The following is a 25,035-nucleotide window of genomic DNA, read 5'->3' as shown; positions in this document are numbered from 1 at the left end:
CTCTCCGCTCAATTGTGTCCGTAGTGGTTCTTGTACCACGCGACGAACTGGCCAACGCCTTCGCTGACTGAGGTCTCCGGCACCGCGCCGATCAGCGCCTGCAGCAGCCGCGTATCGGATTCCGTCGCCACCACATCGCCCGGCTGCATCGGCAGCATGTTGAGCTTGGCCGTCACCCCCGCGGCGCTTTCCAGCGTGCGGATGAAATCCATCAGCTCCGTCGGCTTGCCGCCAGCGATATTGACCACGCGGAACGGCGCCACGGCCGAGAGACTGTCATGCTCGACCGGCTGGCCCTGTTCCGGCACCCGCTCCATCAGCGCGGTGATCGAGGCGACGAGGTCGTCAACATAGGTGAAATCGCGCCGCATCTTGCCAAAGCCATAGACGTCGATCTCCCCGCCTTCCAGCATCGCCTTGGCAAACTTGAACAGCGCCATGTCCGGCCGCCCCCACGGTCCATAGACCGTGAAGAACCGCACGCAGGTGGAGGGAATCCCGAACAGATGCGCGTAGGAATGCACCATCGACTCGCCCGACTTCTTGGTCGCGGCATAGAGCGAAACCGGCCCGTCGGCCCGGTCCGTCTCGGCAAAGGGAAATTTCGTGTTCCCGCCATAGACCGAGCTGGTCGAGGCAAAGATGAAATGCTTCGGTGTGTGCCTGCGCAGCGATTCCAGCAGGTTTGCCGTGCCCACCACATTGGACTGGATATAGCTCTGCGGCGCCTCGAGGCTGTAGCGCACGCCTGCCTGTGCGGCCAGATGCACCACGACATCGGCTTCGCTGGCGACAACCGCCGCCTCCAGCGCCGCCGCATCCTCCAGCATGCCTTCGACCTGGGTAAAACCCGGCCCTGCCAGCAAGTCCAGCCGCGCCCGCTTCAGCGCCGGATCATAGTAATTGGTCAGCCCGTCAAAACCGGTAACCCGATGGCCTTCCGCCAACAGCCGCCGCGCCAGATGAAAACCAATAAAGCCGGCCGTCCCGGTCACGAAAATATTCAATCTGCCCTCACGTCAAACACGACCCGGCGATACTTCTACACGCAAATTCTGACGCTACCATATCGACTTATTCGGAATCGCGCGGACTGCCTCGCATCCGCTTGACCTCGGATCGCACCGACTTGCCCTCCAGCCGTCGCCGCTTGCTGGCCAGCGTCGGCCGCGTCGCCACCCTTGCCTTGGGCACATGCGATCCCTCGATCAACAGGCCCACCAGCCGCTCCAGCGCATCGGCCCGGTTCATCGGCTGATCGCGATGCGAATTGGCAATGATGACAATGACGCCATCCTTGGTCAGCCTTTTACCGGCCAGCACCGCCACGCGCCGTTTCATCGCCTCGGGAATATTGGGAGAATTGGCCAGGTCAAAGCGCAGCTGCACCGCGCTCGACACCTTGTTCACATTCTGCCCGCCCGGCCCGGACGCGCGCACGAATGTCTCCTCGATCTCGCCGGGATCGATGGAGACGGAGCGGGTGATGGGGATCATATCTGGCAAAGAAAGAATACCCCCTCCTAGCCTCCCCCTGAAAAGGGGGAGGGACTTATCCAGTTCCGGGCAACATATCACCGCAACCACCGCGCGGTCCCTCCCCCTATCAGGGGGAGGTTAGGTGGGGGTACCCAACAGAGAGTCTTACTTCCGCAACCGTCCGGCGAAGATAATCTCACCTTCGTGGATCGTCAGACCCTTGATCGTCGCGCGATACTTGCCTGGCAGGCCTTCGGCTTCCACCACCCAGCCCTTCTTCAGCATGCCGGCGAAAACCTTCTCGCCGATATCCTTGAAGTCGTCCGGCCCCAGCGCATTCTCTTCGCCAAGATGCGTCAGGGCCTTGATCTCGCGGTTGGACGGGCGCAGCGGCATCAGGCAGCCTGTGCCTTGTCCTTGAGGTCAGGCGGGGTGCCTTCGGCCATCAGGCTGACCAGCGCATCCATGAACGGCTGCACCTTCTGGCCTTCGGTCCCGAGACGACGCACCGACACGGTGCCTTCGTCGGCCTCGCGCTTGCCCACCACGAACATCAGCGGCACCTTGCCGACCGAATGCTCACGCACCTTGTAGTTGATCTTCTCGTTGCGCGTGTCGAGCTCGGCGCGAATGCCCGCCGCCTTGAGCTGCTTCACCAGCTTTTCGGCATAGTCATCGGCTTCCGACACGATGGTCGCGACCACCACCTGCGTCGGCGCCAGCCACATCGGCATCTTGCCGGCATAATTCTCGATCAGCATGCCGATGAAGCGCTCGAGCGATCCCAGGATCGCGCGATGCAGCATCACCGCATACTGCCGCGAACCGTCCTCGGCCACATAGGTCGCGTCAAGGCGCTCCGGCAGCACATAGTCGAGCTGCAACGTGCCGACCTGCCACGAACGACCGATCGCGTCGCGCAGGTGGAATTCGAGCTTGGGCGCATAGAAAGCACCCTCGCCCTCGGCGATCTCGAAGTCATAGCCGGTGGCGCGCAGGGCATCGCCCAGCGCCTTTTCGGCCGCATCCCAGCGATCCACCGTGCCGCCGAACTTTTCCGGCCGCGTGGCGAGCTTGATGACGACATTGTCGAAGCCCATGTGGGCATAGACCGAATAGAGCAGATGCACGAAATGCTCGGTCTCGCTCTGGATCTGGTCCTCGCGGCAGAAGATATGCGCATCGTCCTGCGTCATCTGCCGCACGCGCATCAGCCCGTGCAGGGCACCATGCGCCTCGTTGCGATGGCAGCAGCCAAATTCAGCCATGCGCAGCGGCAGATCGCGATAGCTCTTGATGCCCTGGTTGAAGATCTGCACATGCGCCGGGCAGTTCATCGGCTTGAGCGCCATCAGGTCGCCCTTGCCGCTCAGAACAGGACCAGTCTCTTCCGTCCCCGGCACTTCATCGGGCACCACGAACATGTTCTCGCGATACTTGCCCCAATGGCCCGACTGCTCCCAGAACTTCGAACTCATCAGCTGCGGCGTCTTCACTTCCACATAGCCGCTCTCGTTCAGACGGCGGCGGATATAGGCCTCCATCTGGTTGTAGAGCACATAGCCGCGCGGATGCCAGAACACCGACCCCTGCGCTTCCGGCTGGAAGTGATAGAGGTCCATCTCCTGGCCGATCTTGCGGTGGTCGCGCTTTTCCGCCTCTTCCACCATGTGGAGATATGCGTCGAGTTCGTCCTTGCTCGCGAAGGCCGTGCCATAGATGCGGCTCAGCACCGGATTGTTGCTGTCGCCGCGCCAATAGGCGCCCGCCACCTTGGTCAGCTTGAAGGCCATGCCGACATCCTTGACCGTGCGCATATGCGGCCCACGGCAGAGATCGATCCACTGACCCTGCTTGTACATCTTGAGCGACTGATCAGCCGGAATGGCATCGACCAGTTCCACCTTGAAGTTCTCGCCCCGGGCCTTGAAGAATTCCTTGGCCTGATCGCGCGTCCAGATTTCCTTGGTGAAGGCGGCGCCGCGCTCGATGATCTCGGCCATCTTCTTCTCGATGGCCGGGAAATCCTCTTCCGAGAACGGCTCGTCGCGCTTGAAGTCGTAGTAGAAGCCGTTCTCGATCACCGGACCGATCGTCACCTGCGTCGTCGGCCACAGCTCCTGCACCGCTTCGGCCAGCACGTGTGCGGCATCGTGCCGGATCAGCTCCAGCACATCCTTGGACCCGCTGTCGCGCGTCACGAATTCGATCCTGCCGTCTTCGTTGAGCTCATCGCTGAGATCGGCCAGCGCGCCATTCCAGCGCATCGCGACCGTCTTCTTGGCCAGGCTCTTGGAGATGCCTTCGACCACGGTGGTCCCGGTGGTGCCACGCGCATAGTCGCGAGCTGCACCGTCGGGGAACGTCACCTTGATCGTCATTGTAGGTCTCCAGAAATGAGGTTCATGCCGCAAAATCGCAGCAAGCGCGCCTGTCTAGCACGATTGTCTATTAATTCCAGCGCCCATAGCGCCAGGGCTGATACCACCGCCCCTGCTCCGGCACGGCTTTCGGCACCGGGTCATAGCCATGCGTGCCGCCCGGCCGGCAGCGCCAGAACCGCGCCGCCCCCATCCAGCCGCCCGGCCAGAAGCCGAAATGCCAGATTGCGTCCCGCGTATATTCCGAGCAGGTCGGCAGATGCCGGCAGCTGCGCCCGACAAACATCGACAGCGTATAGCGATAGACGGTGATCAGCAGCACCGCCGCAAACTTGAACGGCAGATCCACCACCCGCCAGAACAGAGTCACGACTCGATCCATCAGCGAACCGCCATAACCGATTCTGCCGCCTCGGCTTTTTCCAGCGCATCCACCACCGCATCGAACACCAGCATGGTCGACAGATGCCGCGCCTTGTAGTCCCGCACCGGCTCGAGATATCTCAGATCGTCCCACTTGCCCGTCGGGGGCGCGCCATCCTCCTTCAGCATCGCCTGCATCGCTTCGCGCAGCTGGCGAAACTCCCCCACCGGCGTGCCGACAATCTCTCGCGCCACCACGGCCGCCGAGGTCTGCCCCAGCGCGCAGGCTGAAACCTCGTGCCCATATTCGACAATCACACCGTCGCGCACCACGACGTCCACCTCGATCACCGACCCACACACCCGGCTGACCTTGCGCGAGCTCGCATCCGGCCGCGCCAGTCGCGGCGGTTGCAACGCATTGCCAGCCAGGTCGAGGATTTTTTCCGAATAGAGCTCGCTGAGGTCCATGGTCCCGAAAATCTGTTTCTTGTCGGTCACGCCGCACGCTCTTATATAGGGCGTCACACGCGGGCTAGCACCAACCAACTGGTCCAAAATCGCTCTGGTCTCGTAGAATGGCCAAGCGCACAGGAGCCGACACATGGACGCCAGCACCACGCCGAAGGGCGCCCTCCCCACGTCCACGTCTCTTTTTCCCAAGCCCACCCGCGAGGAAGCCGAGGCGGCCGTCCGCACGCTGATCGCCTGGGCCGGTGACGATCCAACCCGCGAAGGCGTGCTCGAAACCCCTGCCCGCGTCGCGAAAGCCTATGGCGAATTCTTTGCCGGCTACGAGCAGGATGCCGGCGTCATTCTCTCGAAAACCTTCAAGGAAGTCGGCGGCTACGACGACATCGTCATGGTCAAGGACATCCCCTTTTCCTCCCATTGCGAGCACCACATGGTGCCCTTCGTCGGCAAGGCCCATATCGCCTACCTGCCGCATGACGGCGTCGTCGGCCTCTCCAAACTTGCGCGCCTCGTGGAAGTCTTCTCGCGCCGCCTGCAGACGCAGGAAAACCTGACGGCCCAGATCATCGACGCCATCAACGAGCATCTCGGACCCCGCGGCGCCGCCGTCATGCTCGAGGCCGAGCATATGTGCATGTCCATGCGCGGCGTCCGCGCCCACGGCGCCTCCACCATCACCCACCGCTTCACCGGCGTCTTCGCCGAAGATCGCGTCGAACAGGATCGTTTTTTCGGCCTCATCCGCCGCTAGATCAAACGGCATGGGAACGCTAAGAACGTTCCCATGACCCAGTCCTTCACCGATCCCGCCACGCTCTCCCACGACGCGCTCGAAGAGGGTTCCGTCTTCGCCCCTCGCTTCGATTCTAACGGCTTGATGACAGTCGTCACCATCGACGCCGAATCCAACGACGTGCTGATGGTCGCGCATATGAATGCCGAGGCCCTCTCCCTCACGCTTGAGACCGGCATTGCCCACTACTGGTCGCGCTCGCGCGCCAAGCTGTGGAAGAAAGGCGAGACATCAGGCGAGTTGCAGGAAGTCATTGGCCTGCGCACCGATTGCGACCAGGACGCCCTCGTCATGAAAGTCAGGCAGACCGGGCGTGGCGCCGCCTGCCACACCGGGCGCAAGACCTGCTTCTATCGCGACGTCGAAATCACGAATTCGCGAGTATTTTTGCGCGATGCTGGATTCTCGCCACTTTTTGATCCGACAGACGTTTATCGGAAATGAACAAATAGACAGGTTGTTAACCTTTTGTTCGTCACCACCCAGAGCTATGCGCTGAGCGAATGGTGCCCATGCATCAACTATTCCCTCTATGCGGCGTTCCGGGTTTGCCGAAGAACATGGCCGGTAATGACCTGACAGGGCAACAAGTTGAAGCGTCACACGACAAGTTTGCATACCCGCCGCACCGTGCTGAAAGGCATGGCGGCTCTATCTCTTCTAGCCACGACCTCGTTGACCACGAACGCTTACGCCCAGACCGCTGCTAACGTAACGCCGGGCGGCGAGTTCCCCTTCGATTTCGATAGCTTCAGTGCGCGCATGCAGGACATTGCTGCCGCTGACTTCGTGCCGCCATCGCGCGACCTGCCGGAAGCCTTTGCCAGCCTGGACTATGACTCCTACCGTCAGATCCAGTACGCGACCAAGGCCAGCAAGTGGATCGACGACAATGTCGGCTATCGCCTGCAGGCCTTCCACATGGGCTGGCTCTTCCCAGAGCCCGTTCAGGTCTATGAGATCACCGACGGCAGCGCCCACAATATCGGCTTCAGCGCCGCCGATTTCGACTATCACGACGATGAGGTCGAAGCCGCAGCCGCCAAGGTCACCGAGTTTCCCGGTGTCGCCGGCTTCCGCATCAACGCGCCGATGAACAGCACCGCGCAATTTGACGAGGTCGTTTCCTTCCTCGGCGCCAGCTATTTCCGCGCTCTCGGCCGCAACAACAACTACGGCCTCTCGGCCCGTGGCCTGCTGATGAATTCCTGGATTGAAGGCCCGGAAGAGTTTCCGCGCTTCTCGGAATTCTACGTTGAAAAGCCCACCCAGCTCGGCCTGCCGCTGACCATCTATGCAGCGCTCGAAAGCCAGTCTGTGGCCGGCGCCTACCGTTTCGTCCTGACCCCGGCCGGCGAGGCCCATCAGGAAACCACCCTCGAGGTTACTGCCCGGCTCTATTTCCGTGGCGACGTCAAGGAACTGGGCATTGCCCCGCTCACCTCGATGTATCTCTTTGCCGAAGCCAACCGGACTGGCTTCGACGACTACCGTCCGCAGGTGCACGACAGCAATGGCCTGCTGATCCAGAACGAGGCCGGTGAAGTCACCTGGCGCGCGCTCAACAATGCCGCGACGCTGGGCACCTCCTATTTCTGGGAAAACAACCCGCGCGCCTTTGGTCTTTACCAGCGTGGCCGCGACTTCGAAGAATACCAGGACGCCGGCGCCCATTACGAGCGCCGCCCTTCCCTGCGGATCGAACCGATCGGCAATTGGGGCCAGGGCCATGTGCGTCTGATCGAAATTCCCTCGGTGCTGGAAGGCGACGACAATATCGCCGCTTTCTGGATTCCGGAGGAAAAGGCCACCCCCGGCAGCTCCCGTGAATTGAGCTACCGGATGGTCTGGGGCGACCTGAATCCCGATTCAGCAAGCCCAACTGCGCATGTGACAGAAACGCGCAGTGGCGTCGGCGGCGTATCAGGCGTCGAAGCCGTTGAGAACTTTAAGAAATTCGTCATCGATTTTGCGGGGGGCGAGCTCGCAAGTATGACGGATGAGACGAAACTGGAGGCCGTTGTCGAGGCGGAAGGCGGAACTATCACTAGCTCCGTGCTTTCTCGTGTCGATGCAAACGGCGTCTGGCGTCTCGTGCTCGATGTCGAAACTGGTGATGCCACCAGCATCGAGCTCAAGGCCTATGTAATGGGTCTTGGCCGGAAACTGACCGAAACATGGCTCTATCAGTGGAGGCCCTCGCATGAAGCATAGTGCAGATTTTCCGTTCGCCCGGGCGTTGCCCGATGCCCCTCTCGACATGCCCAAGCAATTGCTTGAGCGTCGCAGCCTGTTTGACATGCTGCGGATAACCCTGTCTGTTCTAACCGGACGTTAGGTCGCTCGGGGCCTCATGCTACTACCTTCTTTTTTTCGTTTGGCTGCATTGTCGGTCGCGGCGACCCTCACCATCCTGGGGGCGCATATCTTCCTGCGCCTGACCGGTGAAGGCGGCCTCACGGTCGTCGATATCCTGCGCACCGCGCTCGTTGCCTTCAGCGGCTTCTGGCTGATCTGGGGCAGTGCGGCTGCTATTCTGGGCGTTTTTCGCCCCGTTCGCGTGCAGATGGGAGAGGACAAGCCCACCGGCATGACGGCCATTCTCGTGCCCGTCTACAACGAGGATCCGGTTGCCACCTTCGCGCGCATCGCCGCGATGAACCGGAGCCTCGTAAGCCTGGGCGTCTCCGAGAAATTCCACTTCGTCATCCTCTCCGACACCCAGGTGCTCGAAACCGCGGCTCAGGAAGCCGTCTGGTTCAATCGCCTGATCGACGAGCCCGATGCCGTCGGCCGCATCTTCTATCGCCGTCGCGAACGCAATACTGGCCGCAAGGCCGGCAATATCGAGGACTTCATCGCGCGCTCCGGCGCCGCTTATGACTATGCGCTGATCCTCGACGCCGACAGCCTGATGGAAGGCAAGACCATCGCCGAAATGGCGCGCCGCATGGATGCCGACGAAAAGCTCGGCCTGCTGCAGACCGTGCCTCATATCGTCCATGCCAAGACCATCTTCGGCCGGGCGCTGCAATTTGCCTCGACCTATCTGTCGCCCACCTTTGCCCGTGGCGCGGCTCTCATGGCTGGCAATGAAGGCCCCTATTGGGGCCACAACGCCATGGTGCGCATGCGCGCCTTCGCCGCCTGCTGCGGCCTGCCGGTCCTGTCGGGCAAGCCCCCCTTCGGCGGACATATCCTCAGCCACGACTATGTCGAGGCGGCCCTGCTGTCGCGTGGCGGCTGGAAGGTCAGCCTCGACCCGTCCCTGCCCGGCTCTTACGAAGAAGGCCCGGAAAACCTCATCGAATATGCCAAGCGCGATCGTCGCTGGTGCCAGGGCAACCTGCAGCACGCACGTCTCGTCACCGCACCTGGCCTCAAGTTCTGGAGCCGCTTCACCTTCGTTCAGGGCATCATGGCCTATATGGCCTCCCCGCTCTGGTTGCTGCTGCTCGTTGCCAGCGTTATCGCGGCCGTCTTTCCCGAGATGCCCTCGGTCATGCCCGGCTTCATGAATATCAACTTCAGCGCCTGGACGCTGATCACGGCGGTTGCCGTCATCCTGCTCGTGCCCAAGTTCGCCATCTGGCTGCGCGGCATGTTCGATGGCCACAACGCCAGCTTTGGCGGCACCTTCCGTTCGCTGGCCTCCGTGCTTGGCGAAATCCTGGTCTCGACCCTGCTGGCCCCGACCCTGCTGCTGTTGCAGTCGCGCTCGGTCATGCAGGTGCTGCTTGGCCTCGATGGCGGCTGGCCCGCCACCACGCGCGGCCAGAACTGGGTCGATCTCAAGACCGCCTGGCAGGCGAGCTGGTGGATCGTCGCCATCGCCGTCATTACCCTCGGCGGCATCCTGGTTTTCGCGCCGTCCAGCGCCGTCTGGGTGGCCCCGGCCATGGTCCCGGCAGTCTTTGCACCGGTTCTCATCTCCCTGACCTCGCGTCCCACGCGAAAAGCTGGCATTCCCCTGCTGTTTGCGACAGACTCGGAACTTGATCCGCCGTCTATCGTCAAGGAGCAGCGTGCCATCCTTTCGGCATGGACTGTTCAGGGAAGCCCACAGGAGATCGATCTGGTCTCCTTGAGAACCACACAGCATGTCACTGCCTGAATCTTCGACCTATCGCGCAGCCGGGCTTCTTGGCCCCAGCTGGATCCGTGGCATCTGGTCCCCTTCCGCCCACGAAACCGCCCCCCTTGGCGGCCGTGACGACCGTCTCGACATGTTCCGCGGCCTGGCGCTGGTGATGATCTTCATCAACCACGTGCCCGGCACCGTCTACGAGGCCTTCACCAACCGCAATTTCGGGTTCTCCGATGCGGCGGAAGCCTTCGTCTTCATGTCAGGCCTCGCCGCTGGCCTTGCCTATTCCAGCCGCTTCCGCACCGGCAATCTCTGGGCCGCCACGGCCAAGGTCTGGGCCCGCGCGCGCCAGCTCTATTTCGTGCACCTGACCATTACCTTCATCTGCCTCGCCATCTTCGCGGGCTTTGCCAAATGGTTCGACCTGCCCGATCTGCTTACCAAGAACAATATCGCGCCGCTGTTCCAGCAGCCGCTCAGCACCATCGTCGGCATTCCCCTGCTGACCCACCAGCTGGGCTATCTCAATATCCTGCCGCTCTACATGACCCTGCTCTTCGTGACGCCGCTGGTCATCCTTGCCGGCCTGCGACACCCTTGGCTGGTGCTCGTCGCCTCCGTCGCCCTCTGGGCTATCGGCGGCCAGTTCCGCATCAATTTTCCCGCCTTCCCCAATCCGGGTGGTTGGTTCTTCAACCCCTTTTCCTGGCAGCTGCTTTTCGTGCTCGGCCTGCTCTCGGGCATGGCCATGAAGACTGGCCAGCGCTTCATCCCCTTCAACACGGCGCTCTACGCGCTCTGTGCTGCCTTCCTGGTCTTTGTCCTGCTGTGGATGAAGATCACGCCCTTCGGCTTGGCACTGAACAAGGGACTCGGCTGGCTCAACAGCATTGGCGTTCCCTTCTACATCACCAATTTCGACAAGACCTTCCTCTCGGCACCGCGCCTGCTGCACGCCCTGGCCCTGTTCTACGTGCTCGGGCACCTGCCCGTCATGCGCCAGGTCGCTGCCTCCTGGTGGGCCACCCCGCTGCGCCTGATGGGTCGCCAGGGTCTCGCGACCTTCGCCATCGGCACGGTCTTTTCCATTCTGCTGCAATCGATCCGCGCCGGCCTCATGCCCAACCCGCTGATCGACGCCGCCCTGCTCGGCACCGGCCTCCTCGTCCTCGTCCTCATCGCCTGGGCGCTGACCCGCACCGCCGAACTGACCCGCGCCAAACCACCCGTCGCGACCTGACGCGGCGGTTAAGACCGCCGCTCGAACAGCCCCACGATCAGCAGTCCGGTCAGAAATCCGCCCAGATGCGCCTGCCAGGCGACTGACATGGCAACGCCGGTCACCATGGGCAGCAGGGGCACGGCGGCATTCAGCACCACCCAGATCAGGATGAAAAACCGCGCGCGATTGTCCCGCCACAAGTCACCAAACCCGGCGAGCTTGCGCCCGAGCATGATCCGCTCGCCCGTCTCGGGATGGTTTGCCACCAGCACCGGCTGGAAGATGAACCGCACCGCCGCCCCGGTCAGCCCGGCCACGCCACCCGACGCGCCGATCATGTATGACCCCGACATCAGCGTTGTCGCGGCAAACAGCGCCGCGCCACCCGCTGCCGACAGCAGGAAAATCGCCAGCATCGGCCCCGCCCCATAGCGCCGCGCCACCGGCGTCGCAAAGATCGCAAACCATGCCGAATTGACCAGCAGATGCTCCCACCCGCCATGCAGGAAGGCGTGGCTGAACGGCGTCCAGATCAGCGGTATCGCCAGCGACCAATCCTCTGGCGCCGCGACGATTCTGAGCGGTTGAAACGCGAACCAGAAGATCAGCTGGAAATAACCCTCCTGGTTAAGAACCAGGGTTGATGCGAGGTGAATGGCGACGAACACCCCGATCAGGGCGCTAACTGCCCCCGGCAAAAGGAAAATTGGTTCACGCCCTGCCGGTGCCGGATTTTCGGGCGTTTCACCTTGTTCACTCATCACTTCGCTCCGACTCTTCGGCGTCCTGCGCCTTACGCTCTTCTTATCCACACGGCCCCAACCGCGTTAACCTTACTTAACCTTTAAAGGCGCTTTTGGACGCCGCTTTTGTCAATGTCAGCCCGCGGCGGTTGTGCTCCATGGGGAGAGCGCCCGCTTCTGTTTAGCGGGTCACGAACACAATGCAAAAGCCAAGCACCAGGACGCTCTACGAATACTGGAACTCCATCCGCGGTTCGCGCAGTGCGCCCGATCGGAAGGACATTGATCCGACCAAGATTCGCGAAGCCCTGGCCAATACTTTCATCCTCGAGCTCGACGAGAACGACAGGTTTTCCTTCCGTCTCGCTGGCAGCCATCTCTGCACCTCCTATTGCCGCGAACTCAAGGGCCGCTCCTTCTCTGCCCTGTGGCACCAGCGCGACAATGACGCGATGGAAACCCTGCTGCGCGCCGTGACCGAAGACCACGCCGTGGCCCTCGTCACCTTCCAGGGCACCACGGCCCTGCACACTAAGGTGACCTTTGAGACCATCCTCATGCCGCTGCGCCACAATGGCTCGACCCATACGCGCCTGCTCGGCGCCATGACGGCCCTCGATGAGCCCTATTGGCTTGGCGTGCAGCCCATCATGGAACAGCGCATCACCGGCCTGCGCCTGATCTGGCCTGACGATATCGCCATGCAGGATTCGGTCCGCGAAGTGGAAGCCAGCGTCGTCAACGACACGGTCTTCACCGCCAGCCACAGCCCTGCCGGCATCCCCGCCGTCGTCTTTGGCCGCAGCGCGCGCCGCTACGCGCATCTCGCCGTGATCGATGGCGGCCGCCAGTAACCGATCCAAAGTATTGCCCTTGCCGGATTTTTATCTGGCAGGGCGATTACGGAATACTACTTAGCCCTTTGTATTCTAAACAAATCCTGCCGATCTGCGCAGGTTTGAACTGCGCCGATCGCAGCCCACAAACACTTTGCGTTAACTAAGACCCGCTAGCCTGTGAAGGTAATTTAAGTCTTTGGCGGTTCGGCAGATGCTGAGTGACGACCTTCCTTCGCAACGGTTCATCGCTCCGGCGCGCACGCGTGCCGACGAGAGCAAGTTCCAGCGCGTCCATGTGTCTGTACTGGGCCGCTATATGCTGGCCGATCGCCGCGAATTTCCCTGCCAGGTTCTCGAGATGTCGCCTGGCGACGCGCTGATCATCGTGCCGGTGCCCGGCAATGACGGCGAACGCGTCATCGCCTATATCGACCATATCGGCCGCATCGAGGGCACTATCCTCAGTCAGGTCGAAGGCGGTTTCATCATGGATATCGCCGCCAGCCCGCGCAAGCGTGACAAGATGGCGGCTCAGCTCACCTGGCTGGCCAACAAGGATGTCCTCAACCTCCCCGAGGATCGCCGCCACGAGCGCGTCGTCCCCGACATCCGCCATTCCACCGTCGTCCTCGACGATGGCCGCCGCTACAATTGCAAGATCATCGACATCTCGCTCTCCGGCGCCGCCATCGAACTCGACGTCCGCCCGGCCATGGGTACGCCGGTGACCCTCGGCCGCATGCGCGCCCGCGTCGTCCGCCACTTCCAGAACGGCGTCGCCGTCGAATTCGCCTCCGCCCAGGAAATGCTCACGGTCATCCAGCAGAATCTGCGAATGAACTGAGGCACGCTCCGCGTGCCTTGACCGTTCATCCGCGGATTCCCGATGCTCCGACTTTTCGCACTTGCTGTCCTCCTCCTCGCCACCCCCGCCTATGCCGACGGTCGTGCCGACTGGACCGATTACGCCTGGAAGCAGATCGTCAGCGACAACTGCGACAGCGACGGCACCACCACCGTCTGCCCGCTCTATCACCAGAAGTGGGACTGGAAGCGCGACCAGTGGGTCGACATCGCCATTTCCATGGATTTGGGCACGGGCCATCTCACCCTCACCCAGCGCCTGACCAATAGGTCACCGACCGACGACGACCACGTCTGCGTCACCGTCATCGCCGTCGACTCCAATGGCCGCAACATCATCGCCCACCACCAGAACTGGCATAGCGACCCCGGCCAGGTCAGCGAAAAGACCTTCAGCTACTCCTCGCCCGCACTTGCCCGGATCGCCGCCTTCCACATCGGCTCCAAACAGTGCCGCAAGGGCGCCGGCCAGGACGACGCTCTCTACGAGAGCGTGCTCGCCGGAATCCAGCGCTGAGCCGTTCCAGCCAAGCCCCTGATCCGTATGGTTAATCCTGGCTGAATCCACTCGATAAAACTTGCATCAAATGTACGTCTTGTTTTTCCGAGCCCCCTAATTCGCCCCTCCTAGTGTCGTCTCCATCAGGGAGACTACACAATGTCATCGAACAACAAGGGTCTGCGCAAAGCGTTGATGGGAGCCATTCTGGCCCTCGCCGCCATCGCGGCCCCCGCCCAGGCGCTGGATTTCACCAATGTCGCCTATATCCAGGCCGGCACCGCCCCCACCTCCATCCCGGTGGGCCACATGGAATTCTGCAAGACCCGCCCGCAGGAATGCGCCCCCCACAAGCAGGTCGTCGACGCCATCTCGCTCGACGAGCGCCTCTGGGGCGAGCTGCTCAACATCAATGCCTATGTGAACCAGACCGTGACCCCCGTCACCGATCAGGATCTCTACCAGACAGAAGAATTCTGGACCTATCCCAACGGCTATGGCGATTGCGAAGACTATGTCCTCGAAAAGCGCCGCCACCTGATCAACGCCGGCTGGCCCGCCAGCGCCCTGCTGATCTCGGTGGTCAAGCAGCTCAATGGCGAAGGCCACGCCGTCCTCGTCGTCCGCACTGATCGCGGCGACCTCGTCCTCGACAACCAGGTCGGCTCGGTCGAGCTGTGGAGCGACACGCCCTACGTCTACGTCAAGCGCCAGTCCCAGGCCAATGCCGGCCAGTGGGTCGACATGGTCGAAACCCGCGACACCGTCACCATCACCGCCGCCATCAAGTAATACGGGTGGCCATCGGGTCACCCAGTCTTCCAGTCCCCGCCCGAGCTTCGGCTCAGTCTACCCTGATAGGGGTCTGATGAATGAGGCCAGCCTCGCGCAAGCGAAGCTGGCCTCATTGCTTTTGCTTTCAGTGACTTCGCCGGTGCGGCGGATTCTGATGCAGAAGCTGAACTATAAAACCGCCAGCACATACGCTCCGAGGATCAGCAGGCCGGTGAGAAATGCCCAGCTGAACGCGACCATGGCTGAGACCAGCGCCGAGGTCATCGAAATGGTACCGTCCTCTTCATGCTGCCAGCCCATCTGCAGCATGATGTAGGGACCGCAGAGGAAGCTCATCCCCAGATGCCCCATCGAACCCATGAAGGTCTTGCCGTCATAGCGCAGCATGGCCTGCTGCTTGGCAATCCACTGATAGAAATGCGTCCCCGCGCCTGCGATGCAAAGACCTACGCCCATACAAAAAGCCGCCGCCAGCAGTTCCTTGGTCATCCTGTCCGTCCCGCCACTCACGCGCCGCGGCGCTGTCATTAACCCTTCATTAAGCATATTGCCTGCCTGATGACCTGTCACCTGCCCTCGGCGAATCTGGTTAATGGCGGAACTGAGCTCACATTCGGCGCCGCAATCAGGGCGTCCCGGCCCATCTTCGCTGGGCTTCAACCTGGCATCCATCGCCGTGCTGGTGTTGCTTCTGGCCGTCGGTGCCGCCTATCTCGTCGACGAACTGGGCCGCCGCGACACCGTGCCCCCGCCCAGTCTCACCGATTCCGATCCGGTGCAGCAGACCATCGCCGGCCGCGAACTCTCGATTCCTGCATCCTGGTTCCGCTATGGCGAACAGATCCGCGATGGCTTCACCAACCAGATCGACCTGCGCATTCTCTTTGAGGTCGGTGACCAAGACCCCGCACCGGTCTCTGTCACCCTCGTTCCCCGTAGCAGCGCCCGCACCAGCGCCAGCCTGCTCGATCGGGTCTACCTTCATCAATTCGACAGCGACACGCTCGACGGCGTCCCGGGCCTCGTCGGCAAGCCCATGCAGGCCACCGAAGGCTACCAGGGCGAAGCCATCTGGTACGACGCCCTCTCCCCCAATCCCTTCGTCGCCAAATGCCAGGCGCCCCTTGCCCCCGACGCCCCGGCCCAATGCGTCCGCACGGTCTACCTGCCCAGCGGCATCGCCGCCATCTACACCTTCGACACCAAACTCCTCCAATCCTGGCGTGACTTCGATGCGGAGATGGAGAAGTGGCTAAGCGTCATTGGTGCTTGGTCGTAGCACTTGCCGCAGGGTTCGATGACAGGGAGCCACGATATGATCCCTCCCCCTTATCAGGGGGAGGTTAGGAGGGGGTACCCAGCAAAGACTCGTCTTCGCTACTTCTGCCAATTCTCAGGAACTGCCCACCCCTCGGCAGGGTCCCCGAACAGGTCCATCAACTCCCAATAGACCCCGTCGCTTTCTCGCAGAACCTCATCATTGGTGAAGCGCACAACACGATAGCCCCGGCTAGCAAGATACGCCGTCCGTGCTGCGTCCTTCTCCGCAGCCCCGTCGATGTAGTGGGTTTCACCGTCGATCTCGAAAATGACACCGATCCGCTTGCACACGAAATCGACGACGAACGACCCAATCGGCGCTTGCCGCCTGATGTGCCAACCATTCTCCCGAAACGGTAATAGTAGCGTCCAAAATTCCCTCTCGGCTGGCGTCGGATCACTCCGCATCTCACGCGCAAACGGATTGTTCTGCATCGCTTTGGCCCACAGAAGATTGTTGCCAAGAGGATACCCCCACCTAACCTCCCCCTGATAGGGGGAGGGACTGATCGAGTTTGTGGCACTATGCCGCCCAAGCCACCGGCCGGATCCCTCCCCCTATCAGGGGGAGGTTAGGTGGGGGTACCCGCTAAGACTCACCTTCGCCGCCCCCAAAAAACAAAAATCCCCCGCTCACGCAGGGGATTTTTCAAACTCGTCACCTGAAGCAGAAGCGCCTCAGCTGACCTCATCCAGGTCGATATCGAGGATCGACATATTGAAGATGTAGGACTTGTCGCCGTCCTCGTCGTCCGCATGGATCAGCCCGATCGACTCGTCGCCGATGAAGACCTCGACGGAATCATTGAGCTTGGGACGCGGGCGCACGTCGATGTTCTTGTTGTTGAATTTGAGTTGCAGGAACTTCTGCAGCTTGATGATCTCGGGATGGTTCACTGGGAATGTCCTGCTGGTTTGGTTGAGCCGGCAATCTAGTCACAAGCACAACGCGCACAACCCCTCACGGGTGGCATTTTAGCGGTGAGAACCTGCCGGCCGGTCTTGCCCTCAATCGCTTGGCGAAGCCAGATCATGGACGAGGATCATCTGGTCCATGACGAGAGCTGGCTGTGCACAGCCAGCTTCCCCGATCACCTTGGCCGGCACGCCCGCCACGGTCACCCGCGGCGGCACTTCCTTGAGCACGACCGATCCCGCGCCAATCCGCGAGCAATCGCCGATCTTGATATTGCCGAGCACCTTGGCGCCGGCACCGATGAGCACGCCATTGCCGATCTTGGGATGACGATCCTGGTCCGACTTTCCCGTCCCCCCCAGCGTCACATTCTGCAGCATCGAGACATTGTCACCCACCACCGCCGTCTCGCCGATGACGAGGCCCGTACCATGATCGAGCATGATGCCCTTGCCAATGACGACAGCGGGATTGATGTCCACCTGGAACACCTGGCTCGACCGGCTCTGCAGATAGAGCCCGAAGTCGCGACGGCCCGCCATGAACATGGCATGGGCAAAGCGATGCGTCTGGATCGCCTGGTAACCCTTGAAATAGAGCAGCGGCTCGATCGCCCTGTGGCAGGCCGGATCGCGCTCCAGCGTGGCCGCCAGGTCTACGCGTGCCTTGATGCCGATTTCCGGATGGTCGACCAGTGTCTCTGCAAAAGCCTGGCGGATCAGGTCAGCCGACACGTCGTCATGATCGAGTCGGGCAGCCAGGCGATGCGCCAGGGCCTGCTCGAACGTGTCGTGGTTGAGTATCGCCGAGACGGCCATGTTCGCCAGCGATGGCTCATCGGCAACGATCTGCCGGGCCCCGGCTCGCACGGCCTCCCAGACGGGATCGACCGTGGAGAGTTCTGCTGACTTCTTGGCGCTGGCCGACATCTCGGGCTCCGCTTTATCGAGAAACACCGATATAAGACATCTGGTGCTCCAAAACAAAGCCTGCACAAGCGATTTGGTTCACGATCGCCTCACTCAGGCGAAAGTCTTCCCCAGAAATGCCAGTGCGGCCGCCTTGAAAGCCTTGTCGCCCGTCGCGCGCATGTGGTCGCGCTTAGGGATCACGAAAGCCTCGCCCTGTGGCAGCAGCTCGGCCAGCGGTCCCGGCGGACCGGCCATTTCATCGGCCTCGCCTACTGCCACGAGGACCGGCACATTGATCCGCCGCACATCGGCCCGCGCCATTGGTGCCCGCGATGTCTCCATGCAGGCGGCCAGCGCCTCGCGGTCGGCCCCGGTATGGTCGGCAAAGATGCGGAACTGCCGCGCCGTGGGATGCGTCAGACCTTCCAGCGATGGCGCCAGCAGCCCCGAGATGATGTCATTGCCATCGCTCAGCCCATTGATGAGGTTCATCCCCATCCCGCCAAAGATCGCCGCCGCCACTCTCTCTTCATGCTCGAAAGCGAGGAAGGCGCTGATCCGCGCACCCATCGAATAGCCCAGCACCGCCGCCCGCTCGATTCCCAGGTGATCGAGCAGCGCCAGCGCGTCATGCGCCATCACCTGCGGATAGTAGGCCTCGGTATCATAGGGCTTGTCCGATTCCCCATGCCCGCGATTGTCGAGCACGATCGCGCGGTACCCCGCCCCGACCAGCGTCTCGACCCAGCCGGTATCGATCCAGTTCACCTTGCCGCTCGAGGCAAAGCCATGAATGCACAGCACCGGCCTGCCCTCTCCGAAGCTTTGATAGGCGAGGTTCAATCCATCCGACTGGAACTGCATGGCGCGACGAAATCCTGCTCTCGATGCCAACAGTCTGCTAACCGATAGGGCCCAGGTGCGACCCAAGTGCGACTCTTGGTCAAAGGGGGTGTGAACCCTTTTCTTCACCCCGTCCTTGGCATATGGTCCGGCCAAATCAAACAGGTTTATCTCCATGGCACACGGCACCACGCCCCACTTCCACAATACCGACGGCCTTCGCCAGATCGAAGTCGGCTCCAAGGAATTCCAGTGCGTCGGCGCCCTGCCCCCATTTGACCACCCCCATATTTTCATCGACATGGGCAAGGACAACGAAGCCGTTTGTCCATATTGCTCAACCCATTACGTTTTCAATTCTCGCCTTGAAGCCGGCACGGCCAATCCGGTTTCGGCTATTTTCAACGCCGCCTGAGACCTATTGCCATGCCCGCTACGGGCCAGACCTATATCATCGCCGGCGCCGGTATCGCCGGCCTGACGCTTGCCCTCGCGCTTGCCAAATTCGGCGCCCATGTCGTTATTCTCGAGCGCCATGCTGCCGTATCGGAATTTGGCGCCGGCCTGCAGATCAGCCCTAACGCCCGCAAGGTGCTCAATAATCTCGGCCTGGACGACGCATTATCCGAGCTGGCGCTGGAGCCCGTCGGCGTGGACATCTACCCCTATCGCCGCAAACGACCCATCGCCACCATGCAGATGGGCGCCGCCATGCGCGAACGCTTCGGCGCCGCCTATGCCGTCATGCATCGCGCCGATCTCGCCGAGGCGCTCTACAGGGCCACCCGGCCCTTCGCCAATATCGACATCGTTTTCAATGTGAAGTCCTGGGATGCCGTCTCGACACCCGATGGCGTGACCGTCACCATCAACGAGGCCAACGACCAAAGCCGCACCGTTCGCGGCCGCGCCTTCATCGGCGCCGATGGCGTACACTCCCAGACCCGCGCTCGGCTGCTCGACGGCCCTGTCGCCAAATTCGGCGGCCGCGTCGCCTGGCGCGCTCTGGTCCCCTTCGAATCAGCAAGCGACCTCATGGATTTAGACCGCGTCTCGATCCTCTTCGGGCCCGACTATCACATGGTCTGCTACCCCCTGCCGCACCGCCAGCAGGTCAATCTCGCTCTGTTTGCCAAGGCAAGGCTGGGCGACATTGAGGTCGAACACCGCCCTGAACTGCCGGCCTCTCTTCAGAAAAGCTCGCGCATCGAGGCACTGATCAAGGCCGCTGGCGACAGCTGGACCACCTGGCCGCTGTTCACCGTACGCACCCCCATCTGGCACAAGGGCAATATCGGCCTGATTGGCGATGCTGCTCACGCCATGGTGCCCTTCCAGGCCCAGGGTGCTGCCATGGGCATCGAGGACGCCGCCGTGCTGGCGCCCCTGCTCGTCAGCGAGCCCAGCGCAGGAGCCGCCTTTGCCCGCTACCAGCAGGTTCGCCAGCCCCGAGTCACCCGCGTGGCCGACCTGTCCCTGCTCAATGGCCGGATTTTCCACATGCACTGGCCGCTCAGTATTGTTCGCAATCTCGGCGTCCGCATCCAGGGCCAAAGAGGCCATATGCGCCGTCTTGCCTGGCTTTATGGCTATGAAGTCACGCCCCTGGCGTCACCCGGCACCGACGAGTAACGCCGCCTGCATGGAACCATGCCGACCCCTTCGGCCTTGCGTTGCTGACCAGTGCTGTGTCAACTGCGCGACACCGCCAGACCAGCCTTAGCTCAAAAGGTTAGCGCCACCAGCATGCAAGCCGCCACCCGCTCACGCCTGACCCTCACCTGTATTCTGGTGACGATCCTGCTGGACATGATCGGCGTCGGCATCATTGTCCCGGTCCTGCCCGAGCTGCTTGAGGATCTTACCGGCGGCAGCGTCGCCAATGCGGCGGTGATAGGCGGCTATCTGGTCTTCGTCTATGCGGCCATGCAGTTCATATTCTCGCCCATCCTGGGCAATCTCTCCGACCGCTTTGGCCGCCGCCCCATCCTTCTGGCATCCCTGCTGGGGCTGACCTTCGACTACCTGATGATGTCGATCGCCCCCTTCGTCTGGTATCTCTTCATCGGTCGCATCATCGCCGGCATCGCTGGCGCAGCCCTTGCCACCGCCACGGCCTATATGGCCGACATTACCCCGCCTCATAAGCGCACGCATCGCTTCGGGCTCATCGGCGCGGCTTTTGGTCTGGGCTTCATCATCGGCCCGGTGATCGGCGGCGAGCTTGGCGAGCTGGGCCCCCGCGTGCCCTTCTATGCCGCTGCTGGCCTCGCCTTTGCCAATTTCCTCTTCGGTCTGCTGGTCCTGCCCGAAAGCCTGCCCAAGGCCAGCCGTCGCAAGTTTGATATCCGCCGCGCAAATCCCCTCGGCGCCATTGTGGCTCTCCGCAAATATCCCTCGGTCATCTGGCTTCTGGCCGTACTGTTTTTCCTCCAGCTGGCGACCCAGGCTCTGCCCACGATCTTCAGCTATTTCACCGTGGAAGTGTTTTCCTTCACCTCCTCCACCATCGGCCGCACGCTGGGCGCCTTCGGCATCGGCTTCGCCTTCAGCCAGGCCGTCCTCGCCGCCCCGCTCTCCAAGGGCATCGGCGAACCTGCGGTCGGCATCGTCGGCCTGCTGGCGGCCACCGCCGCCTTTGCCGGCATCGCTTTTTCGGCCGATGTCTACCAGCTCTACCTTTTCATCGCCGTCGGCACGGTCAGCGGTTTTGCCCCGCCCGCCATCAACGGTATCCTGTCCCGCCAGGTCCCCGACAATAGCCAGGGCGAGCTTCAGGGCGCCGTCAACGCGGCCTCATCGCTCGCCACCATCATCGGCCCGCTCGGCGCCACGCAAATCTTTTCCTACTACACAGCGGCACCCACCTCCGGTCACTATTTCCCCGGCGCCCCCTTCATCGCCTGCGCCATTGCCGTGGTGATCTCGCTGGTCATCTTTGCCATTGCCGCCTGGCGGTTCGAACTGGGCCGCCGCCCCTCCATTGCCGACCATCCGCACGTGCCCGGCACGCCGCCGCCCGGCCAGTTGCGCGTAGCCCCGATTGAAGACGATGACACAGACGACCATCCGCCCCGCCACTGACGTCGACATCGCTGCCATCCTCGCCATTGTCGCGCCAACCCTGGCCGCCGGCGAAACCTATGCCATCGCCACAGATCTCGATGCGGCGGGCGTTCAAGCCTACTGGTTCGGCCCCACCCACGAAGTCTTCGTCGCCGAACAGGATGGCCAGGTCCTCGGCACCTATTATCTCATGGCCAATCAGCAGGGCGGCGGTGCCCATGTCGCCAATTGCGGCTACATGACCGCCCCGGCCGCACAGGGCAAGGGCATCGCCCGCTCCATGTGCCAGCACTCGCTAATCCGCGCCCGCGAGCGCGGCTTCCGTGCCATGCAGTTCAACCACGTCGTCTCCACCAACACCCGCGCCGTCGCCCTCTGGCAGAGCCTGGGCTTCGACATCGTCGGCACCCTGCCCAAAGCCTTCAACCATCCCGTCCACGGCTATGTGGACAGTTTCGTGATGTTCCAGACCTTTGCCTGAGAGCCTCGCATGACCGCAAATGTGACTAGGTTCAATACTCTGATTTAACGCTTCCTTATCGGAATTGAGGCCTGATGGCCGCGGGGCAGACGCGGATATTTTAGGCCATTGACCGGGCATTTTTTCTTCACGCTATTGAATCCAGGCATTTCTGCGATCCTGGTCGCGACCTTTCTGCTGCTCTGGCGGAAACGGCCGGACCAGACCTACCTCGGCATGCTGGCCCTTGCCTTTCTCACCTGTGGTTTGGCCTTTGTCGTCAACGACTTCCTTCCCGGGTTTGACTCGATTGCTTCACGCGTCGCGGCCAATCTGTTTTTCCTCGTCGCCATTGCCTCTGCCTGCATCGGAGCCTTGCTGCGTGTAAAGACACCCGTGCCGACTACCCTTTTTGTGGTTACAAGCCTGGCCTCTGCGGCAGGTTTCATGTGGTTCCTCGTCATCGCGCCCTCGACCGAAGCCCGCATCTATGTGGTCAGCGTCGCCTATGTGATCATTACCGCCACCACGGCCTGGAAACTCTTCCGCGTCTCCTCGCTCAAGGGCCTGGATTGGCTGTTCATCGGCCTGACGCTGGGCCTGACTGCCCTGTCCATCCTCCGCCCTGCGGCAACCCTGCTCAAGCAACTGGATACCAATGCGGGCGGCTCTTTCCGCGATTCCGCCTATTGGGCCACCGTACAGGCCGCCACGCCCATCCTCGCCATTGCCATCGGGCTTGCCTTCCTCGCCGCCCTGGCGCTGAAACTGTTCGATGAGCTCTCTCTGGAGGCCAATCGCGACTTCCTCACTGGCCTGCTCAACCGCCGCGGCTTCGACAAGGGCGTACAAAAACTGCACGCCAGCCTGCGCGACCATGCCCGTCCCGGGGTGATGATCATCGATATCGACAACTTCAAGCTGGTCAACGACAGCTATGGCCATGGTGTCGGCGACAATGTCATCGCCTCCGTCGCCCATATCCTGAGCCTGCGCGGCGATGCCGATCTGGTTTCACGCACCGGCGGCGAGGAGTTCACCCTGTTTTACCGCGACATCAACCGCACGGATCTGCTCGATCGCGCCGCCGACATTCGCGGCGAACTGGCTCAGGCCAGCTTTTCCGCTATTCCCGCCGATCACGTCATCACACTCAGCGTGGGCCTCCACTCGGGCCACCGCAAGGAGTCCATCACCGAGATGATGGCCGACGCCGATCGGGCCCTTTACGACGCCAAGCGCACCGGCAAGGACCGCGCTATCCTCGGCGCCCCGCAGCTCCGCGCTGTGCCCGACACTCTCGCGCACCACACCGACGACCGCCTGCGCGCATAAAAAAGCCCCGCCGAAGCGGGGCTCTTCCGAATATGATGGCTGGCGCCTATTTGCCCAGCGTCGACGGCCAGGTCCCGTGCAGGTCGCTGCCGCGACCCTCGATCTCGAAACCGTGGGCGCCGAAGAAATCGCGCTGGCCCTGCGTCAGGTTGGCCGTGCCCTGCGCCTGACGGTAGCTATCGAAAAAGCTCAGCGAAGCCGAAAGGCAGATCATCGGGAATTCGCCGACAGCCGCGGCAGCCACGACCTTGCGCAGGCTCGGGTGAGCATCCTTCATGATCTCCACGAAGTCCGGCACGACGAGAAGATTGGTGTTGCCGCCCTTTTCATAGGCCGAGGACATCTGATCCAGGAACCGGGACCGAATGATGCAGCCAGCGCGCCAGATCTTGGCGATCGTGGCCAGCGGCAGCGACCAGCCGAATTCTTCCGAAGCCTTGTTGATGACCGCAAAGCCCTGGGCATAGGAGACGATCTTGCCGGCGAGCAGCGCCTTTTCGAGGTCAGCGAGGGTGACATCGGTCTTGGCACGGTTCGGCTTGCCATAGATGGCTTCGGCGGCAACGCGCTCATCCTTGCGTGACGACAGCGAACGCGCCGCAACGGCGCCCTCGATGGCCGTCGCAGGAACGCCCATCTGCTGGGCGACGACAGCCGACCACATGCCGGTGCCCTTCTGGCCGGCCTTGTCGAGGATCAGATCGACCAGCGGCTTGCCGGTATCCGCATCGACGGCATCCAGCACATGGCCGGTGATTTCGATCAGGTAGGAATTGAGCGGACCCTTGTTCCATTCCTGGAACACACCGGCGCATTCCTTGGCAGACATGCCCAGGCCGTCGCGCATCACCCCATAGATTTCGGCGATCATCTGCATGTCGCCATATTCGATGCCGTTATGGATCATCTTGACGAAGTGGCCGGCGCCGCCTTCGCCGAGATAGGCGCAGCAGCTCTCGCCGTTGAACTGGGCAGCGATGGCGGTCAGCACCGGCTCGGCATTGTGCCACTGTTCCTTGGAGCCACCGACCATGATCGAGGGACCATGGCGCGCGCCCTCTTCGCCGCCGGAAACGCCGACGCCGAGGTAACCGATGCCCTTGGGCTTGAGGTAGTCAAAGCGGCGCTGCGTATCGGTATAGAGCGAATTACCGCATTCGATGATCGCGTCGCCCTTTTCCAGATGCGGCAGCAGCTGCTCGATCATGTCGTCGACCGGCTGGCCGGCCTTGACCATGATGATGATCGAACGCGGCGCCTTGATCGTCTGGATGAAATCCGCGAGATCGGCCTTGGGAATGACCTTGCCGTCGAGCCCCTGCTCTTTGGCCGTCACGACGAAGTCGTCGATTTTCGACGCGGTGCGGTTATGAACGGCGATCGTATACCCTTTTTCGGCAATGTTCAGCGCCAGGTTGGAGCCCATCACTGCCAGGCCGATCAGGCCAATATCCGCTGTCGACATCAAACGTCCTTCCGAGAATGCATTTCCCATGCTTCAGGCGCATGGCTCGCGGGGCGCAACTCACCACAAACTTCCACCATGCGGAAGTCCAATTCGGGGAAAGCTGCGGCAATATTTACCCCTTGTATGGTAGTTCAGCTTGTCGCGGCAAGCCTGCCTGCGTAGGTTCGGGTCGAACCG

Annotated in this window: 29 protein-coding genes; 16 read left to right on the top strand and 13 right to left on the bottom strand. The window is 62.0% G+C overall.

The features are described from left to right. Positions 1-8: 8 nt before the first annotated feature. From P0Y65_05290 to P0Y65_05265, 6 genes are all read right to left on the bottom strand, one after another. Positions 9-1,007 carry an NAD-dependent epimerase/dehydratase family protein gene (locus P0Y65_05290; GenBank protein ID WEK05669.1) on the bottom strand — a complete coding sequence of 333 codons (999 nt, stop codon included), beginning with the start codon at positions 1,005-1,007 and terminating at the stop codon, positions 9-11. A gap of 67 nt (positions 1,008-1,074) precedes the next feature. Next, the gene (arfB, locus tag P0Y65_05285; protein WEK06737.1) at positions 1,075-1,497 is read right to left on the bottom strand and encodes an alternative ribosome rescue aminoacyl-tRNA hydrolase ArfB; all 423 of its coding nucleotides are present in this window, start codon (positions 1,495-1,497) and stop codon (positions 1,075-1,077) included. Between the two features lie 147 nt (positions 1,498-1,644). Further along, positions 1,645-1,875, bottom strand: a complete 231-nt coding sequence (locus P0Y65_05280; protein WEK05668.1) for a hypothetical protein — start codon at positions 1,873-1,875, stop codon at positions 1,645-1,647. Next, a complete protein-coding gene (thrS, locus tag P0Y65_05275) occupies positions 1,875-3,860 on the bottom strand; it encodes a threonine--tRNA ligase (protein ID WEK05667.1) in 1,986 nt (661 codons plus the stop codon). Before thrS ends, P0Y65_05280 begins: the two co-directional genes overlap by 1 nt. 70 nt (positions 3,861-3,930) lie before the next feature. After that, positions 3,931-4,242 carry a membrane protein insertion efficiency factor YidD gene (gene yidD, locus P0Y65_05270; GenBank protein ID WEK05666.1) on the bottom strand — a complete coding sequence of 104 codons (312 nt, stop codon included), beginning with the start codon at positions 4,240-4,242 and terminating at the stop codon, positions 3,931-3,933. Next, positions 4,242-4,694 carry an iron-sulfur cluster assembly scaffold protein gene (locus P0Y65_05265; protein ID WEK06736.1) on the bottom strand — a complete coding sequence of 151 codons (453 nt, stop codon included), beginning with the start codon at positions 4,692-4,694 and terminating at the stop codon, positions 4,242-4,244. Before P0Y65_05265 ends, yidD begins: the two co-directional genes overlap by 1 nt. Positions 4,695-4,827: 133 nt before the next feature. Here P0Y65_05265 and folE point away from each other — a divergent pair, with 133 nt between their 5' ends. From folE to P0Y65_05235, 6 genes are all read left to right on the top strand, one after another. Further along, entirely contained in the window at positions 4,828-5,448 is a 621-nt protein-coding gene (gene folE, locus P0Y65_05260; protein ID WEK05665.1) for a GTP cyclohydrolase I FolE, read from the top strand. A 33-nt stretch (positions 5,449-5,481) separates the two neighbouring features. Further along, entirely contained in the window at positions 5,482-5,934 is a 453-nt protein-coding gene (gene hisI, locus P0Y65_05255; GenBank protein ID WEK05664.1) for a phosphoribosyl-AMP cyclohydrolase, read from the top strand. Positions 5,935-6,165: 231 nt separating this feature from the next. Continuing rightward, a complete protein-coding gene (locus P0Y65_05250) occupies positions 6,166-7,704 on the top strand; it encodes a glucan biosynthesis protein G (GenBank protein WEK05663.1) in 1,539 nt (512 codons plus the stop codon). Next, positions 7,694-7,828 (top strand): hypothetical protein, encoded by a 135-nt coding sequence (locus P0Y65_05245; GenBank protein ID WEK05662.1) that lies wholly within the window; start codon positions 7,694-7,696, stop codon positions 7,826-7,828. The genes P0Y65_05250 and P0Y65_05245 overlap by 11 nt, the downstream gene beginning before the upstream one ends. Before the next feature lie 39 nt (positions 7,829-7,867). Next, entirely contained in the window at positions 7,868-9,604 is a 1,737-nt protein-coding gene (gene mdoH / locus P0Y65_05240) for a glucans biosynthesis glucosyltransferase MdoH (protein ID WEK05661.1), read from the top strand. Continuing rightward, positions 9,591-10,817 carry an OpgC domain-containing protein gene (locus tag P0Y65_05235; protein ID WEK05660.1) on the top strand — a complete coding sequence of 409 codons (1,227 nt, stop codon included), beginning with the start codon at positions 9,591-9,593 and terminating at the stop codon, positions 10,815-10,817. Before mdoH ends, P0Y65_05235 begins: the two co-directional genes overlap by 14 nt. A gap of 8 nt (positions 10,818-10,825) precedes the next feature. On the opposite strand, the gene P0Y65_05230 is transcribed toward P0Y65_05235, so the two are convergent. Beyond that, positions 10,826-11,560, bottom strand: coding sequence for a rhomboid family intramembrane serine protease (locus P0Y65_05230; protein ID WEK05659.1), 735 nt, complete (start codon positions 11,558-11,560; stop codon positions 10,826-10,828). A 182-nt stretch (positions 11,561-11,742) separates the two neighbouring features. Between P0Y65_05230 and P0Y65_05225 the strand changes: the two genes are divergently transcribed. From P0Y65_05225 to P0Y65_05210, 4 genes are all read left to right on the top strand, one after another. Further along, complete coding sequence (locus tag P0Y65_05225) at positions 11,743-12,396, top strand: PAS domain-containing protein (GenBank protein ID WEK05658.1); 654 nt, start codon at positions 11,743-11,745, stop codon at positions 12,394-12,396. A 196-nt stretch (positions 12,397-12,592) separates the two neighbouring features. Further along, positions 12,593-13,225, top strand: a complete 633-nt coding sequence (locus tag P0Y65_05220) for a PilZ domain-containing protein (GenBank protein ID WEK05657.1) — start codon at positions 12,593-12,595, stop codon at positions 13,223-13,225. Between the two features lie 42 nt (positions 13,226-13,267). After that, on the top strand, positions 13,268-13,762 hold the full coding sequence (locus P0Y65_05215; protein WEK05656.1) for a hypothetical protein: 495 nt from the start codon (positions 13,268-13,270) through the stop codon (positions 13,760-13,762). 141 nt (positions 13,763-13,903) lie between these two features. Then, complete coding sequence (locus tag P0Y65_05210) at positions 13,904-14,536, top strand: transglutaminase-like cysteine peptidase (GenBank protein WEK05655.1); 633 nt, start codon at positions 13,904-13,906, stop codon at positions 14,534-14,536. A gap of 171 nt (positions 14,537-14,707) precedes the next feature. On the opposite strand, the gene P0Y65_05205 is transcribed toward P0Y65_05210, so the two are convergent. Further along, positions 14,708-15,028, bottom strand: coding sequence for a hypothetical protein (locus P0Y65_05205; GenBank protein WEK05654.1), 321 nt, complete (start codon positions 15,026-15,028; stop codon positions 14,708-14,710). A 103-nt stretch (positions 15,029-15,131) separates the two neighbouring features. On the opposite strand from P0Y65_05205, the gene P0Y65_05200 reads away from it, so the two are divergent. Next, a complete protein-coding gene (locus P0Y65_05200; protein WEK05653.1) occupies positions 15,132-15,818 on the top strand; it encodes a hypothetical protein in 687 nt (228 codons plus the stop codon). Positions 15,819-15,916: 98 nt separating this feature from the next. Here the strand turns inward: P0Y65_05200 and P0Y65_05195 are convergent, their stop codons facing one another. The 4 genes from P0Y65_05195 to P0Y65_05180 all read right to left on the bottom strand — a co-directional run bounded on the left by P0Y65_05195 (position 15,917) and on the right by P0Y65_05180 (position 18,550). Then, entirely contained in the window at positions 15,917-16,294 is a 378-nt protein-coding gene (locus tag P0Y65_05195) for a DUF559 domain-containing protein (GenBank protein WEK05652.1), read from the bottom strand. Positions 16,295-16,537: 243 nt separating this feature from the next. Beyond that, positions 16,538-16,756: a DUF3126 family protein gene (locus P0Y65_05190; protein WEK05651.1), complete on the bottom strand. Its 219-nt coding sequence runs from the start codon at positions 16,754-16,756 to the stop codon at positions 16,538-16,540. Between the two features lie 111 nt (positions 16,757-16,867). Then, complete coding sequence (gene cysE, locus P0Y65_05185; protein ID WEK05650.1) at positions 16,868-17,704, bottom strand: serine O-acetyltransferase; 837 nt, start codon at positions 17,702-17,704, stop codon at positions 16,868-16,870. A gap of 93 nt (positions 17,705-17,797) precedes the next feature. Further along, positions 17,798-18,550: an alpha/beta hydrolase gene (locus tag P0Y65_05180; protein WEK05649.1), complete on the bottom strand. Its 753-nt coding sequence runs from the start codon at positions 18,548-18,550 to the stop codon at positions 17,798-17,800. 154 nt (positions 18,551-18,704) lie between these two features. Here P0Y65_05180 and P0Y65_05175 point away from each other — a divergent pair, with 154 nt between their 5' ends. The 5 genes from P0Y65_05175 (at position 18,705) to P0Y65_05155 (ending at position 23,390) form a co-directional block, all read left to right on the top strand. Further along, positions 18,705-18,944: a zinc-finger domain-containing protein gene (locus P0Y65_05175; GenBank protein WEK05648.1), complete on the top strand. Its 240-nt coding sequence runs from the start codon at positions 18,705-18,707 to the stop codon at positions 18,942-18,944. 11 nt (positions 18,945-18,955) lie between these two features. Then, a complete protein-coding gene (locus P0Y65_05170; GenBank protein WEK05647.1) occupies positions 18,956-20,161 on the top strand; it encodes an FAD-dependent monooxygenase in 1,206 nt (401 codons plus the stop codon). 114 nt (positions 20,162-20,275) lie between these two features. Then, entirely contained in the window at positions 20,276-21,613 is a 1,338-nt protein-coding gene (locus P0Y65_05165; protein ID WEK05646.1) for a TCR/Tet family MFS transporter, read from the top strand. Further along, positions 21,582-22,076, top strand: coding sequence for an N-acetyltransferase (locus P0Y65_05160; GenBank protein WEK05645.1), 495 nt, complete (start codon positions 21,582-21,584; stop codon positions 22,074-22,076). Before P0Y65_05165 ends, P0Y65_05160 begins: the two co-directional genes overlap by 32 nt. Positions 22,077-22,184: 108 nt before the next feature. Next, on the top strand, positions 22,185-23,390 hold the full coding sequence (locus P0Y65_05155) for a GGDEF domain-containing protein (protein WEK05644.1): 1,206 nt from the start codon (positions 22,185-22,187) through the stop codon (positions 23,388-23,390). Positions 23,391-23,436: 46 nt separating this feature from the next. On the opposite strand, the gene gndA is transcribed toward P0Y65_05155, so the two are convergent. After that, a complete protein-coding gene (gene gndA / locus P0Y65_05150; protein ID WEK05643.1) occupies positions 23,437-24,855 on the bottom strand; it encodes an NADP-dependent phosphogluconate dehydrogenase in 1,419 nt (472 codons plus the stop codon). Between the last annotated feature and the right edge of the window lie 180 nt (positions 24,856-25,035).

Origin of the sequence: Candidatus Devosia phytovorans (assembly GCA_029202405.1) — a bacterium.
GTDB classification, from domain to species: Bacteria; Pseudomonadota; Alphaproteobacteria; order Rhizobiales; family Devosiaceae; genus Devosia; species Devosia phytovorans.
This window is presented reverse-complemented; position numbering and strand designations above follow the sequence as displayed.

Excerpts from the sequence above, each read along its gene's own strand:
- arfB (WEK06737.1), bottom strand. The coding sequence starts at position 1,497 with ATGATCCCCATCACCCGCTCCGTCTCCATCGATCCCGGCGAGATCGAG.
- P0Y65_05280 (WEK05668.1), bottom strand. The coding sequence starts at position 1,875 with ATGCCGCTGCGCCCGTCCAACCGCGAGATCAAGGCCCTGACGCATCTT.
- thrS (WEK05667.1), bottom strand. The coding sequence starts at position 3,860 with ATGACGATCAAGGTGACGTTCCCCGACGGTGCAGCTCGCGACTATGCG.
- yidD (WEK05666.1), bottom strand. The coding sequence starts at position 4,242 with ATGGATCGAGTCGTGACTCTGTTCTGGCGGGTGGTGGATCTGCCGTTC.
- P0Y65_05265 (WEK06736.1), bottom strand. The coding sequence starts at position 4,694 with ATGGACCTCAGCGAGCTCTATTCGGAAAAAATCCTCGACCTGGCTGGC.
- folE (WEK05665.1), top strand. The coding sequence starts at position 4,828 with ATGGACGCCAGCACCACGCCGAAGGGCGCCCTCCCCACGTCCACGTCT.
- hisI (WEK05664.1), top strand. The coding sequence starts at position 5,482 with ATGACCCAGTCCTTCACCGATCCCGCCACGCTCTCCCACGACGCGCTC.
- P0Y65_05245 (WEK05662.1), top strand. The coding sequence starts at position 7,694 with ATGAAGCATAGTGCAGATTTTCCGTTCGCCCGGGCGTTGCCCGATGCC.
- P0Y65_05235 (WEK05660.1), top strand. The coding sequence starts at position 9,591 with ATGTCACTGCCTGAATCTTCGACCTATCGCGCAGCCGGGCTTCTTGGC.
- P0Y65_05230 (WEK05659.1), bottom strand. The coding sequence starts at position 11,560 with ATGAGTGAACAAGGTGAAACGCCCGAAAATCCGGCACCGGCAGGGCGT.
- P0Y65_05225 (WEK05658.1), top strand. The coding sequence starts at position 11,743 with ATGCAAAAGCCAAGCACCAGGACGCTCTACGAATACTGGAACTCCATC.
- P0Y65_05220 (WEK05657.1), top strand. The coding sequence starts at position 12,593 with ATGCTGAGTGACGACCTTCCTTCGCAACGGTTCATCGCTCCGGCGCGC.
- P0Y65_05215 (WEK05656.1), top strand. The coding sequence starts at position 13,268 with ATGCTCCGACTTTTCGCACTTGCTGTCCTCCTCCTCGCCACCCCCGCC.
- P0Y65_05210 (WEK05655.1), top strand. The coding sequence starts at position 13,904 with ATGTCATCGAACAACAAGGGTCTGCGCAAAGCGTTGATGGGAGCCATT.
- P0Y65_05205 (WEK05654.1), bottom strand. The coding sequence starts at position 15,028 with ATGACCAAGGAACTGCTGGCGGCGGCTTTTTGTATGGGCGTAGGTCTT.
- P0Y65_05200 (WEK05653.1), top strand. The coding sequence starts at position 15,132 with ATGGCGGAACTGAGCTCACATTCGGCGCCGCAATCAGGGCGTCCCGGC.
- P0Y65_05195 (WEK05652.1), bottom strand. The coding sequence starts at position 16,294 with ATGCAGAACAATCCGTTTGCGCGTGAGATGCGGAGTGATCCGACGCCA.
- cysE (WEK05650.1), bottom strand. The coding sequence starts at position 17,704 with ATGTCGGCCAGCGCCAAGAAGTCAGCAGAACTCTCCACGGTCGATCCC.
- P0Y65_05180 (WEK05649.1), bottom strand. The coding sequence starts at position 18,550 with ATGCAGTTCCAGTCGGATGGATTGAACCTCGCCTATCAAAGCTTCGGA.
- P0Y65_05175 (WEK05648.1), top strand. The coding sequence starts at position 18,705 with ATGGCACACGGCACCACGCCCCACTTCCACAATACCGACGGCCTTCGC.
- P0Y65_05170 (WEK05647.1), top strand. The coding sequence starts at position 18,956 with ATGCCCGCTACGGGCCAGACCTATATCATCGCCGGCGCCGGTATCGCC.
- P0Y65_05165 (WEK05646.1), top strand. The coding sequence starts at position 20,276 with ATGCAAGCCGCCACCCGCTCACGCCTGACCCTCACCTGTATTCTGGTG.
- P0Y65_05160 (WEK05645.1), top strand. The coding sequence starts at position 21,582 with ATGACACAGACGACCATCCGCCCCGCCACTGACGTCGACATCGCTGCC.
- gndA (WEK05643.1), bottom strand. The coding sequence starts at position 24,855 with ATGTCGACAGCGGATATTGGCCTGATCGGCCTGGCAGTGATGGGCTCC.